Raw genomic sequence first — 13,140 nt, forward strand, 5'->3', positions numbered from 1 at the left:
CGACAGTTCGTATCGAGAGGAGGGACAGCATGCAGCCAAAAGGAAGGGCAATTTTCCATGTGGATATGAATAGTTTTTATGCTTCGGTCGAGATGGCCTTTGATCCATCACTCCGCGGAAAACCGCTCGCCATATGCGGAAATCCTGCTGAGCGGAAAGGTATCGTCGTAACAAGCAGCTATGAAGCGAGGAAGAAGGGTGTCAGGACGACGATGACTCTCTGGGAAGCAAGGCGCCTATGCCCGGAATTGCTCGTGCTGCGCCCGAACTTTGAACGGTACCGGAAAGCATCCAGTGAGATGTTCAAAATCTTGCAGGAAGTAACGCCATTGATCCAGCCTGTTTCCATAGATGAAGGGTATATGGATGTGACGGATTGTGCCCATTTGGGATCTTCGCTAGAAATCGCCCAGACCCTTCAGGATCGTATTATGAAGGAACTGGATTTGCCTTGCAGTATCGGAATTGCTCCGAACAAATTTCTAGCCAAGATGGCCTCAGACATGAAGAAACCGCTTGGTATCACAGTATTGCGGAAACGGGATATACCTGAACTTCTGTGGCCGCTTCCGATTGAGGAAATGTACGGTGTCGGAGAAAAGACTGCTGAAAAGATGCGGTCTCTCGGTATAAAGACGATTGGCGATTTAGCTCATAAAGATATATATCAGCTGAAACGTGTCTTCGGCGTAAACGGGGAGAGGCTTGCTAATCGGGCCAATGGGTTGGACGACAGACCGGTTGATCCGGATGCGGTGCATAGCTTCAAAAGTATCGGGAGCTCGCAAACGCTCCCGCAGGATACAACCGATGATAAAGAATTGGATAAACTGCTGTTGGACTTATCCAAGAGCGTGGAAAGGCGTATGCTGCGGAAAGAAGCGATTGCAAAAGGCATACAGCTTATGATCCGTTATCATGATCGAAAGACGATCACTCGCAGCAAGAAGCTGCAGCATTTCATGGAATCTGCGGATGAGGTGTTCCATCATGCCCAATCTTTACTGCAAAAACATTGGAATGGGGATCCGATACGTCTCTTAGGGGTAAGTGTTTTTGATGTGGCAGAGAAAAAAGAAGTTGGTAAACAGCTTGATTTGTTCACATACGAAAAAGAAGCTTCAAAAGAAGGCTTATATCAAGTGATTGATCAGCTCACAGCTAAATTTGGGAAAAATCCTTTTCAAACTCTGCGTTCATCTGCTTCGGATAGTATGAGAACGAGCTTTCAAAAGGATTTTCTTGACGATTATACAAAATAGCAGCGATTTTTATGAATCGCTGCTATTTTTTGGTATATCAAACACACGCATATCTTCTGCTAATTCTGTTTCAGGGAAAACACTTCGAGCTTGATCGGCCAGTATCTGTGCGTCGTCTTGGTGATAGCGTGCCGAAATATGTGTCAGGATAAGTTTTTTTACATTGGCATCGCTAGCTAAGCTTGCTGCTTGCACGGCTGTAGAATGCCCATAAGCTTTTGCCATTTCTGGTTCATCTGCAGAAAACGTTGCCTCATGAACGAGAATGTCAGCACCTTCCACATGGTCCTTAAGCTCTGGCAAGTACGTTGTATCACCTAAAATAGCTAATTTTCTGCCCGGCTTGTCCGGACCGACTACATCAGATCTTCTGATTTGCTGTCCATCAGGCAGCACCGTCATTTCCTGGTTTTTGATTTGACGATAAATTGGTCCAGGTGAGATACCCATTTGTCTGAGCTTCTCAACCTTCAATTCTCCTTGTACAGCCTTTTCTTCTACAATATACCCCAGGCAGGGAATACCGTGGGAAAGCTGTACGGCATCGACAGTCCAGCCCTCATCTTCGAAGATCCGCCCGGGCTCGATCTCGTGAATGATAAGGGAACTTGCCACATTGCTTCCGCTGACGCGCAAGGAGACCTCGATATACTCCTTGATGCCTTGCGGACCGTAAACTTCCAGCTGCAAATCGGACTGTTGGAATGAACGGGTCGATAATAAACCAGGCAATCCATATATATGATCTCCATGTAGGTGAGTAATGAAGATTTTTTCGATTTTCCCTGGTTTTAATGGAGAATAAAGCAGCTGATGCTGGGTTGCCTCGCCGCAGTCGAACATCCATACAGCTTGCCGTTCCTGCGGCATCGACAGACAGAGGCTCGTTACATTCCGATCTTTTGACGGGAGCCCCGCACCTGTTCCAAGAAAATGTAATTCCATGATAAAAGCCTCCTGCTGTTACCAGCCCCGTTTATACATGGCCGGTGCTTCCAATCTATAGTTCAGCTGTTCAGCCGCTTTGAGCGGCCAGTATGGATTTCTAAGCATCGCCCGCGCCACAAAGACAAGATCAGCGCGTTCATTTTGCAATATTTCCTCAGCCATTTGTCCGTTCGTTATCAAGCCGACAGCTCCAGTATCGACAAGAGCATGCTTGCGTATCCGTTCTGCATGAACCACTTGATATCCCGGGTAGACAGCAGATGGACCTTCAGGGACGACTCCTCCTGTGCTGCAGTCGATCAGATCGACACCCTGTCGTTTCATTTCAATGCTGAAGTAAATAAAATCATTGATTCCATTGCCGTTTTCTGCGTATTCATCAGCCGAAATACGAACGAATAATGGACCATCCCAAACATGCTTGACTGCATCGAGCACTTCCCGCAGAAAACGGTATCGGTTTTCCCGTGCTCCGCCATAGGCATCAATTCGTTTATTTGTCAGTGGAGAGAGAAACTGATTGATCAAATATCCATGAGCAGCGTGAATCTCGATCACATCGAATCCTGCTTCCTTCGCGCGAAGTGCTGCTTTACGATATGCATCCACCAATTCTTTTATCTTATCTTCTGTTAAAGCCTCGGGTGCGGCAGATTCGCCATCCCAAGCCACATTACTTGGTGCGACAATTGGATCTTCCGCTCTTGATTTTCTGCCGGCATGGCCAAGCTGAATGCCGCTTTTCGCGCCATGGGCTTGAATTCTCTCACTGATAGCGCGAAGTCCTTCAACATGTTCATCAGACCAGATGCCAAGATCTTGATCGGAAATTCTTCCTTCTGGTGTAACAGCCGTAGATTCCAGGAAAACTAGTCCAGCTTGTCCGATTGCCCGGCTTTCGTAATGGGTGATGTGAAAAGGAGTGACTTTGCCGTCCTTTTCTTCTACACTGTACATGCACATCGGGGAGACGACAATGCGGTTTTTAAAGGTGCAGTTTTTATAAGTGATAGGCTGAAATAATTTTGGTGTAGCCATTGTAGGACCTCCGATTGTTTGATTAACTAGTTATATAGCCCTTTTGCAGTTCGAGTGCCCGATCAGGCACATCTGAGATGATAACATCGCAATCCGCTTCCAAAGCACGCAAGATATAAACAGGCTGATTGACTGTATATACCCTAATTGGTACGTTGTGCAGCTCGCACTCTTGAATAAGTTTCTTGTTAAGCAAACGGTATTTTGGATGTAAAGCTTTCGCTCCGATTTGTTCCATCAAGGAAAAAAGCTGACGCGGTCGTCTTGATGTAAGAAAGCCTGTATCTATTTCACCATCCAAATCGGCAGTACGACGAATTGTATCTGCGTTAAAGCTAGATATGGTCGTCCTGTCTTTCATTCCATGATCAGAAAGACGCTGTAAGACGATTTCCTCGATACCAGGGTAGGGATACTTATTCGTCTTCAGCTCCAGGTTTAGAAGCATAGGTGTCTTTTTTATCCATTGTAAAAACAAATCTAATGAAATGATCTTCTCACCAGCATAATCACGGGAGAACCAGGCGCCAGCATCTGCTTGCTGTATTTCTCCGTATGTAAGCTTCCGAACCAAACCGCGTTTATTCGTCGTGCGATTGATACTTTCATCATGAATGATAACTGGTACTTGGTCTTTCGTCAGCTGCACATCGGTTTCGATGCCGTCAGCTTGCATCAGTTCTGCCAGCCGAAAAGCGGCCATCGTATTTTCCGGTGCATATTTGCTGGCACCGCGATGTGCAAATATTTTGGTAGACATGGTTTCACCCCGAACTTGGACGTATAGTTGAATTGTGCGAGAAAAACTTGCAAAAGTCAATTTGAAAGGACGTGCATGCATGAAACAATGGCAAACGAAGGACGAATTGATAGCATTGCTGGCAGAGCTTGTAGAAATCGAGAGTATTACAGGTTCTCCAGAAGAAATCCGTTTTCCGGAGCATGTATATACGCTTCTGGAACAAAAGCAGTACTTCCAGAAGCACAAAAACCATTTGCAGCTCCATCCTTTAAAGGACGGCCGTCAGCTTCTCACGGCACTAGTAAAGAAATCTGACAAACAAGATACTATCATTTTGCTCAGTCACTTTGATGTCGTCGGGACTGAGGACTTTGGCACCTTCCAGCATCTTGCCACTAAAGTACATGACCTGACTGCGGCATATTTAAACAATGAAGTGGAACTGCCTGCTTATATAAAAACCGAAATACAGCAAGGAGAATGGCTGTTCGGCCGGGGGACGATGGATATGAAAGCGGGCCTGGCAATCCATCTGTCCATGTTGGAAAGGGCGATGGATGATGCTTTCGACGGTAATATACTATTATTGACAGTACCAGATGAAGAAGTGAATTCTTCCGGAATGCTGCGTGCACTGGAGATTCTGCAGCAGCTGCAGACGGCTGAAGAATTGGTTTACAAATTGTGCATGAATGGAGAACCTGTGTTCAGCAAATACCCCGGTGATACAGGTAATTATTTGTACAGCGGATCCATCGGTAAAGTGCTGCCAGGTTTCTTTTGCTACGGTAAAGAAACGCATGTAGGAGAGCCTTTCGGCGGACTGAACGCGAACTTGATGATCAGTTATCTGTCACAGGAGCTGGAGCTGCAGGAATCCTTCATTGAAGAAGTGGACGGAGAAGTGACTCCGCCTCCGGTAAGCTTAATGCTCCGAGATCTGAAAGAAGCTTATTCTGTACAGACTCCTGTATCTGCTGTCACGATGTACAATGTGCTGTTTTTGGAACAGTCCATTCAAGAGATAAACACCAAATTAAAGCAAGCAATGGAGCAGGCAGCCCGTAAGATAGAAGCGCATTATCAGCAAAAAGCCAATCTTTCGGCCGCTAGAACGAATGCATATCAGCCAATAGCTTTCCAAATTAAGACTATGTTCTATGAAGAACTTTATGCGCATGCAGTCAAGCGGTTCGGGAAGGCAGAAGTGGAGAGAAGACAAAACAGGCTTGTCACCACCCGCAAGGAAGGCGACAGGGATTTTTCAACTAAGCTTGTCAAAGAACTCGTAAGTATGTGTCATGATCTGGCACCTGTTATCGTTCTTTTTTACAGCCCGCCATTTTATCCTGCAGTTTCCTCTAAAAAGGACCCTTATGTAAGGCAATTGATTGCTGATATACAATTAGAGGCAAAAGCGAACTTTTCAGCAGAACTGACAGAAATACAGTTTTTCCCTGGTCTTTCTGATTCCAGCTTCATCGGTAAACCTACATCACGGACAGCAATCCAGGACTTGATATCAAACATGCCGCTGCAGCAGAAAGGATTTACGTTGCCAGCCGATTTAATGGAAGGTTTGCAAATGCCTGTACTGCATCTAGGACCATATGGTAAAGATGCACATCAGTGGACAGAGCGGCTGGAAGTGACCTATAGTTTTGGCAAGCTGCCCGACTTGATGGAAAAAGCCATCCGGTTAGCATTCCGTACATAATGATCAGGAAAGAAGGGTAAACAGAAAGAGGTACAGCATATGGAAGCAAGGAAGAAAAGCATGTTGATTACCGGAGCATCAAGCGGCCTTGGAAGAGAACTTGCCGCTAAAGCCGCATCTGCCGGCTATCACTTGCTGCTTGTTGCAAGATCTGAGGATAAGCTGAAGCAGATAGCTGCTGAGCTGAAAGGGCGATTCCAGACAGACAGTACGTTATATGTCGCGGATCTGAATAATCCTGAGGAATGGCGTACTGTCTTACAGCGGATCGTAACTGAAAATCAGCAAATTAATGTATTGATCAATAATGCGGGAGTTGGCTATTTCCGTCTCTTTACGGATACTGAGCCAATGCAGATCGAAACGACGATGCGTGTGAATGTCTTGGCAGCGATGGAAGCCTCTGCAGCAATACTTCCAGGTATGCTGCAGCAGGGAACAGGACACGTCATCATGATCGGTTCGATGGCTGGTAAAGTAGCCACACCTAAAGCGGCAGTTTACGGCGCAAGCAAACACAGCATCATCGGTTTCAGCAATGGACTGCGCCAGGAGATGAAGCCATATGGCATTCAAGTGACAACGGTGAATCTTGGACCGATGGACACAAACTTTTTTGACACAGCTGATCCAAGCGGTCGATATCGTGAGGCGAGTGCCCGCTATATGCTGCAGCCTGATAGAGTAGCCCGTAAAGTCATTTCATCTATTGGGAAAAATAAGCGTGAAATCAATCTGCCTAGCTGGATGGGTATTGGCAGCAAGATGTATCAGCTGATGCCGGGAGTGGCAGAAAAGCTGCTTGGAGGCCAATTCAACAAGAAATGAAGGAGGAACATAATATGAAGCTGATAATTACAGAAACAGCCTTGGAAAAAGTGCACGCATTGCAGGATGAGTCACATCGTTACCTTGTTTTATATTACGATACGGTAGGTGTGGGATGTAAATCAAATGGCATCCCGACAGTGCGTCTGGCGGAAGAACCGCGGGCAAGAGATATCGAAGTGGAAAGCGAGACGATACCAGCATTGGTCAATGAGCAGCAGGAGGTATATTTCGCTGAGGAAGTCAAACTGGACTTCAGCAATAATGTGTTCCGTCTCTCCAGTAAAGAAGGATATCTGAATGCGTTGATTCCACAAGCACATCTGACACATACAGATTTTCTGGACAAAAAACCGGAAGCTGGCAGGGGAGATTCCTGCTGACTTCCGGTTTTTCCTTATCGATGGCTCGTATAGTTATTTTGACGGGTGATCTGCTGCAGGTTCTCGTAAGCCGTTTGAGGCAGCGGATCAGTGGCGAGTGCGGCATTCTGCTTTACCTGTTCCAATGAACTCGCTCCCATAACGCAACTCGCCAAAGCAGGGTGCTGAAGTACATAACGAACGGCTAGCGAGGTGGGGGAAGTATGCTCTTGTTCAGCCAGTACACTCAGTTTTTCACTAACAGCCAGCAGCTCCTCATATGAGTGAGTCAAATAGCCGTCTGCACCTTTTTGTTTTACTTTCTCACTGGCAAAATCACTCAGCATACCTTTGGCAACACTGCCGCGTGCAAAGACACTGATATTACTTTCTGCAAGCAAATCCAGCACTTCTTCCTCTGGCCGTCTGTCCAGCAAGCTGTACTGCATCATGACACTGATGATATTCGACCGCTTTACATATTCACGGATAACATTCGGACGGATGGACGAAATGCCGTAATAGCGAATGAGTCCTTCTTTTTTCAGTGTTTCGAATGCGTCGATCGTCTCATCGATATTATCTTCCATCGTTCCGCCATGAAGCTGATAAAGGTCCAAATAATCTGTTTGCAATCTGCGAAGACTTTCTTTGATTTGTGAAACAATGTATTCTTTGCTTGCATCCCAATGCCAAGACTCTCCGCCAGGATCCAGCCTGTTTCCTACTTTGCTGGCGAGAATTATTTTGTCCCGTCTGCCTTTGAATGCTTTTCCGACAATCTCTTCATTTTTACCTTGATCATATAAATCTGCAGTGTCAAAATAATTGATACCTAGATCCTGTGCTTCGTGAAGCAGCCGGATTCCTTGCTGCTCGTCGGTACCGATGCTCATTGTCCCGAAAGAAATTTCAGATACTTGAAGATCAGAACTGCCTACTCGTCTTTTCTGCATCGTAAGAACCACCTTCCTTTTTATCCTACGTGTTCAGTGTAAGCGTAAGCAGATCAGCAGACAACTTATCTGTCCTGTGCAAGCTGTGGTAAGATGGAAGAAGCGATAAAAAGGAGTGTACATAATGAAGAAATTCGAAGAAAAAACAATCGACACAACTTCCATTTATGAAGGGAAGGTCATTTCCTTAAGGGTGGATACGGTTAGTTTGCCCGATGGGAATACGTCCAAGCGGGAACTTATCAAGCACCCTGGTGCGGTAGCTGTCATTCCGATCACAAAAGAAGGAAAAATCATTTTTGTCGAGCAATATCGAAAAGCACTGGAAAAATCGATAATCGAGATCCCTGCAGGCAAGCTCGAGCCTGGTGAAAAACCAGAAGTGACGGCAGTAAGAGAGCTTGAAGAGGAGACGGGATATACAACTAAAAAACTGATAAAGCTTGGATCTTTCTATACATCACCCGGCTTTGCCGATGAGTTGCTGCATGTATACGAAGCAGATGATATCGAACTTCTATCCCAAAAGGTAGCTGGTGACGATGATGAATTTGTCGAGCTGATGGAATTGACGCTGGAAGAAGCAGAGGAGCTTGTAAACCAGGAGCGGATTCATGATGCGAAAACAATGTATGCTCTGCTGCATCTCCGCTTGAAGCACGCAAGCAAGTAACTGTTCTAGCAGACAAGCTTCCGTCATAGATTCTAGTAACTAGACTAGAATACGGAGGCAGATAAGATGAAGCAGCGGCAGTTTATTCTCTTTCATCATGTAAAGCAGCATGCGACAAGTTATTTGTTCATGCTTGTTCTATTCTTGATTGGAATCATATTCGGAGCGATAGTTGTCAACAGCATGAATTTTACGCAAAAGGAAGATTTGTTTTATTATCTGGAACGGTTTTTCGCGCAGCTTCAGCAAGGGCAGGTGATCAGCAAGCAGGAGATTCTCCAATCGAGTTTTCTTGCCCATTTAAAATTTCTGCTGTTTCTGTATGTGCTCGGTCTTTCCATCATCGGCATTCCAATCATCTGGATGCTGCTGTTCAGCAAAGGACTAATGATGGGTTTCAGTGTTGGATTTCTGGTAAATCAGCTTGGCTGGAAAGGCCTGACGCTTGCAGCGGCAGCTGTTGCTCCGCAAAATTTAGTCGTCATCCCGCTGTATCTAATAGCTGGAACCAGCGCGATGCTGTTTTCTGTCACACTTCTGCGTAAGCTCATAACGAAGCGGTCTCCATTATCATTAAGACGCTATTTTTTCCAATACAGTACCATTTTCCTGGTGCTTATTGCAGGTTCAGCAGCAGCCTCCATCATTGAAACTTTTCTGGCAAACCCGCTTCTGTCAATGCTTGTGAATGATTTGCTGTGATTTGTTCTATTAAGAATGATTATAATTAGCTGTTTATAATAATTATAATTTGACACCTTTTTCGCAATCAGTATATAATAAGTGTGGGATTACGAGGGAGGAATTCACTTGGAACACCGCATTGAACGCATAAAGAAGCAATTACATGCGCAGAGCTACAAGCTGACACCGCAGCGGGAAGCAACGGTACGTGTGCTGCTGGAGCGAGAAGAGGACCATTTAAGCGCTGAAGACGTCTACCTCCTCGTAAAGGAAAAAGCACCGGAAATCGGTTTGGCTACTGTATACCGTACACTGGAATTATTATCAGAATTAAAAATTGTTGATAAAATAAACTTCGGGGACGGCGTTTCCCGCTATGACCTTCGCAAAGAAGGAGCAACGCACTTCCATCACCACCTTGTCTGCATGGAATGCGGATCGGTCGAGGAGATTGATGAAGACTTGCTGGAGGACGTCGAGAAGATTGTCCAGAGTGACTGGGGATTCAAGGTCAAGGATCACCGCCTAACATTCCACGGTATCTGCCGCGTCTGTCAGGCAAGTGAGAAGGAAGAAGAGCTCGAAGCAGCCGCTGTGCAAGTGAATCGAACATCATAAGCAGATGAAGCCTTTCCAAGTAGATGGAAAAGGCTTTCTTTCGTTTCACTAACCAATTTACAAAACAACAGGAATGAGGTAACGTTATCCTGTACGTATAAATTCCGCTTTCTTTGGCATAGTCTGTTACAAAGACAAGTCTTAAGAAAGGGGAAGTGTACATGAAGCGATTCATCTTCGACACCTGCAAGCTTCTGCTCGTATTTGTAGCCTGCTCTACATTCTTCTATTTCGGATTACGGTTCATCCATAGTGAATACGAGAGCTATCACCGTTATGATCCTCCAGAGGGAAATGCAGTGAAAGTGGCGGCAATGGAGCAGGAAAGTCTAGTGGATAGGATGACGTTATTTTTCCGGTTAGGAGAGTAGGATACATGCAAGAAGCTCTGGATGACTTTATCCATTATCTGCAGATCGAACGGGGCCTTTCGGATAATACACTGCAATCCTACGCCCGGGATCTGCGTACATATGCAAGATATCTCCAGGAAAATGAAGTGATGGAGTGGGCACATGTGACTCGTGCCAAACTGACTGCCTACTTGCGCTGGCTGCATGATGACGGAAAATCCGCTGCTACGATAGCACGGACATTATCCAGCATCCGACTCTTCCATCAGTTTTTGCTGCGTGAATACGGGCTGAAGGAAGATCCGAGCATACATATCGATACACCAAAAAAAGAGCGTAAGCTGCCGAAGATCCTTTCTTCCGATGAAGTGGACAAGCTGCTTACATGTCCAGGCACCGACACATTGACGATTCGGAATCGCGCAATGCTGGAAACACTTTACGCAACCGGTCTGCGGGTTTCTGAGCTATTAGCACTGGAACTGGATGATCTTCACCTGGAAATGGGCTTTGTCCGTTGTTTCGGGAAAGGATCGAAGGAACGGATCGTACCGCTTGGGGATATGGCAAAGGCGAGGCTTGAGGACTATTTGAATCGATCTCGTAAATTGCTGCTGAAGTCCAAAGCAAGCGACATTCTATTTGTGAATCATCATGGAAACCAATTATCACGACAAGGTTTTTGGAAGGTATTGAAACAAATAGCCCGGGATGCCGGGATACAGAAAGAAATCACCCCTCACACACTGCGTCATTCATTTGCTACGCATCTATTGGAGAATGGGGCTGATTTGCGTGCTGTTCAGGAAATGCTCGGTCACGCTGATATCAGTACAACACAGATTTACACTCATGTGACGAAAACAAGACTGAAGGATATATATAAAACACATCATCCTCGGGCTTAAGCAATTTAATAGGAGGCTTTTAACTTGGATTTCAAACGCGTATTTCTAATAGTAATGGATTCTGTCGGCATTGGGGAAGCACCGGATGCGGAGGCTTTCGGTGATAAAGGAGCGGATACGCTCGGCCACATCGCTTCTCACCGCGGCGGTCTGCAAATGCCGAATATGGCAGCTCTTGGTCTTGGCAACATCCGGGAAGTAGAAGGTATACAGGCTGCCAAACAGCCAAAAGCTTTTTACACAAAAATGCAGGAAGCATCAAATGGCAAGGATACAATGACTGGACACTGGGAAATCATGGGCCTTCGTATCGATCAGCCTTTCCGCACGTTTCCGGATGGGTTTCCAGCTGCTTTGCTTGATGAACTGAAGCAGCGGACTGGACGCGGTATCATCGGTAATAAACCAGCATCCGGTACGGAGATTTTGGATGAGCTTGGTGAACAGCATATGGAAACTGGCGATATGATCGTTTATACATCTGCTGATTCTGTATTGCAAATCGCTGCCCATGAAGATATCATTCCGCTTGATGAGCTGTACAAAATTTGTGAAATCGCCCGTGAGATGACATTGGATGATCCCTATATGGTAGGTCGTATCATCGCTCGTCCATTCACAGGGGAACCGGGCGCTTTTGAACGTACGTCGAACCGTCACGACTATGCACTGAAACCTTTCGGCAGAACGACAATGAATAGTTTGCAGGATGCGGATTTTGATGTCATCGCACTAGGAAAGATTTCTGATATTTACGATGGTGAAGGTGTTACCAAGTCTGTTCGCACAAAGGACAACGACGATGGTATGACGAAGCTTGTAGAAAGTATGGATGAAGACTTTACAGGCATCAGCTTCCTTAATTTGGTCGATTTTGATGCGAAATACGGTCATCGCCGCGATCCTGAGGGATACGCACAAGCGTTGGAGGATTATGATAAACGGCTTCCGGAAGTTCTTGAAAAATTGAAAGAGGATGATTTGCTCATCATTACAGCTGATCATGGCAATGATCCTGTTGCTCCTGGGACAGACCATACACGGGAATATGTGCCATTGATTGCTTATCATACTGGCAGCGAGCAAGGAGAGGAACTGGAATTGCGCAATACATTCGCGGATATCGCCGCAACTATTGCTGATAATTTCGGTATTGAAATGCCAGAGCACGGCACAAGCTTTTTACAAGCATTGAAAAAGGGGAAATGAACATGCAGGCAGAAGCAATCAAACAGGCAGCAGATTATATTAAAGAGAAACTGACTAGTACACCGAAGATTGGTCTCATTTTAGGATCCGGACTTGGCGTACTGGCTGATGAGATTACCGAAACAACTGTCGTACCTTATGGTGATATTCCAGGGTTCCCGGTTTCAACGGTCAGCGGTCATAAAGGACAGCTGGTTATTGGGAAGCTTGAAGGACAAGATGTAATCGCCATGCAAGGCCGGTTCCATTTCTATGAAGGATACCCGATGGAGCTTGTTACATTACCTGTTCGTGTAATGAAGGCGCTTGGTGTACAAGCACTGATTGTAACCAACGCAGCTGGGGGGATCAACGAAAGCTTCGAGCCGGGTGACTTGATGCTGATTTCTGATCATATTAACAATATGGGAACAAATCCGCTGATTGGACCAAACGATGAAGAGCTTGGCGCTCGTTTCCCTGACATGTCATCTGTCTACAGCAAAGAGCTTTTAGCTTATGCACGTGAAGTGGCTGCTAAAATCGGACTTGGTGTGAAAGAAGGCGTTTATGTCGGAAACACAGGTCCTTCGTATGAAACAGGTGCTGAAGTGCGGATGCTTCGTGTTTGGGGCGGTGACGCTGTCGGTATGTCTACTGTTCCGGAAGTGATTGTTGCCAGCCATGCAAAGATGGAAGTCTTAGGAATTTCTTGTATCTCCAACATGGCAGCTGGTATCCTTGACCAGCCGCTTACCCATGATGAAGTAATGGAGACTACGGGTCAAGTAAGGGAAGATTTTCTGCGTTTCGTAAAAGAAATTGTGAAGCAGCTTCCAATAAAATAAAGCAGGTGAACGAAT

The 13,140-nt window shown here is 45.8% G+C and carries 15 protein-coding genes; 11 read left to right on the forward strand and 4 right to left on the reverse strand.

The window, feature by feature from the left end; translation table 11 throughout:
- The first annotated feature begins 29 nt into the window (after positions 1 to 29).
- The gene (locus SFC25_RS02675) at positions 30 to 1,262 is read left to right on the forward strand and encodes a DNA polymerase IV (protein WP_411213809.1); all 1,233 of its coding nucleotides are present in this window, start codon (positions 30 to 32) and stop codon (positions 1,260 to 1,262) included.
- A gap of 9 nt (positions 1,263 to 1,271) precedes the next feature.
- Here the strand turns inward: SFC25_RS02675 and rnz are convergent, their stop codons facing one another.
- From rnz to SFC25_RS02690, 3 genes are read right to left on the reverse strand one after another with little or no spacing between them, the layout of a single operon-like run.
- Entirely contained in the window at positions 1,272 to 2,207 is a 936-nt protein-coding gene (gene rnz / locus SFC25_RS02680; protein ID WP_411213810.1) for a ribonuclease Z, read from the reverse strand.
- 18 nt (positions 2,208 to 2,225) lie between these two features.
- Positions 2,226 to 3,248, reverse strand: a complete 1,023-nt coding sequence (gene namA, locus SFC25_RS02685; RefSeq protein ID WP_411213811.1) for an NADPH dehydrogenase NamA — start codon at positions 3,246 to 3,248, stop codon at positions 2,226 to 2,228.
- A 22-nt stretch (positions 3,249 to 3,270) separates the two neighbouring features.
- A complete protein-coding gene (locus SFC25_RS02690) occupies positions 3,271 to 4,008 on the reverse strand; it encodes a glycerophosphodiester phosphodiesterase (RefSeq protein ID WP_411213812.1) in 738 nt (245 codons plus the stop codon).
- Positions 4,009 to 4,087: 79 nt separating this feature from the next.
- Here SFC25_RS02690 and SFC25_RS02695 point away from each other — a divergent pair, with 79 nt between their 5' ends.
- Genes SFC25_RS02695 through SFC25_RS02705 form a run of 3 tightly spaced genes read left to right on the forward strand, consistent with a single transcriptional unit; the run spans position 4,088 to position 6,918 of the window.
- On the forward strand, positions 4,088 to 5,707 hold the full coding sequence (locus SFC25_RS02695) for a M20/M25/M40 family metallo-hydrolase (RefSeq protein WP_411213813.1): 1,620 nt from the start codon (positions 4,088 to 4,090) through the stop codon (positions 5,705 to 5,707).
- 39 nt (positions 5,708 to 5,746) lie between these two features.
- Positions 5,747 to 6,535, forward strand: coding sequence for an SDR family NAD(P)-dependent oxidoreductase (locus SFC25_RS02700; protein WP_411213814.1), 789 nt, complete (start codon positions 5,747 to 5,749; stop codon positions 6,533 to 6,535).
- A gap of 14 nt (positions 6,536 to 6,549) precedes the next feature.
- Positions 6,550 to 6,918, forward strand: a complete 369-nt coding sequence (locus tag SFC25_RS02705) for an iron-sulfur cluster biosynthesis family protein (protein WP_411213815.1) — start codon at positions 6,550 to 6,552, stop codon at positions 6,916 to 6,918.
- Between the two features lie 14 nt (positions 6,919 to 6,932).
- On the opposite strand, the gene SFC25_RS02710 is transcribed toward SFC25_RS02705, so the two are convergent.
- Positions 6,933 to 7,853 carry an aldo/keto reductase gene (locus SFC25_RS02710; RefSeq protein WP_411213816.1) on the reverse strand — a complete coding sequence of 307 codons (921 nt, stop codon included), beginning with the start codon at positions 7,851 to 7,853 and terminating at the stop codon, positions 6,933 to 6,935.
- Positions 7,854 to 7,977: 124 nt separating this feature from the next.
- Between SFC25_RS02710 and SFC25_RS02715 the strand changes: the two genes are divergently transcribed.
- The 7 genes from SFC25_RS02715 to SFC25_RS02745 all read left to right on the forward strand — a co-directional run bounded on the left by SFC25_RS02715 (position 7,978) and on the right by SFC25_RS02745 (position 13,125).
- Positions 7,978 to 8,526 (forward strand): NUDIX hydrolase, encoded by a 549-nt coding sequence (locus SFC25_RS02715; protein WP_411213817.1) that lies wholly within the window; start codon positions 7,978 to 7,980, stop codon positions 8,524 to 8,526.
- 66 nt (positions 8,527 to 8,592) lie between these two features.
- Positions 8,593 to 9,228: a stage II sporulation protein M gene (gene spoIIM / locus SFC25_RS02720; RefSeq protein ID WP_411213818.1), complete on the forward strand. Its 636-nt coding sequence runs from the start codon at positions 8,593 to 8,595 to the stop codon at positions 9,226 to 9,228.
- Between the two features lie 108 nt (positions 9,229 to 9,336).
- Positions 9,337 to 9,828 carry a ferric iron uptake transcriptional regulator gene (fur, locus tag SFC25_RS02725; RefSeq protein ID WP_095222605.1) on the forward strand — a complete coding sequence of 164 codons (492 nt, stop codon included), beginning with the start codon at positions 9,337 to 9,339 and terminating at the stop codon, positions 9,826 to 9,828.
- A gap of 161 nt (positions 9,829 to 9,989) precedes the next feature.
- Positions 9,990 to 10,199 (forward strand): DUF4227 family protein, encoded by a 210-nt coding sequence (locus tag SFC25_RS02730; protein WP_038561065.1) that lies wholly within the window; start codon positions 9,990 to 9,992, stop codon positions 10,197 to 10,199.
- Positions 10,200 to 10,204: 5 nt separating this feature from the next.
- Positions 10,205 to 11,089, forward strand: a complete 885-nt coding sequence (gene xerD / locus SFC25_RS02735; RefSeq protein WP_411213819.1) for a site-specific tyrosine recombinase XerD — start codon at positions 10,205 to 10,207, stop codon at positions 11,087 to 11,089.
- A gap of 24 nt (positions 11,090 to 11,113) precedes the next feature.
- Positions 11,114 to 12,298, forward strand: a complete 1,185-nt coding sequence (gene deoB / locus SFC25_RS02740) for a phosphopentomutase (protein WP_411213820.1) — start codon at positions 11,114 to 11,116, stop codon at positions 12,296 to 12,298.
- Positions 12,299 to 12,300: 2 nt separating this feature from the next.
- A complete protein-coding gene (locus tag SFC25_RS02745; protein ID WP_411213821.1) occupies positions 12,301 to 13,125 on the forward strand; it encodes a purine-nucleoside phosphorylase in 825 nt (274 codons plus the stop codon).
- Positions 13,126 to 13,140 lie beyond the last annotated feature (15 nt).

This window comes from Terribacillus saccharophilus (assembly GCF_046592595.1).
Taxonomy (GTDB): domain Bacteria; phylum Bacillota; class Bacilli; order Bacillales; family Amphibacillaceae; genus Terribacillus; species Terribacillus saccharophilus_C.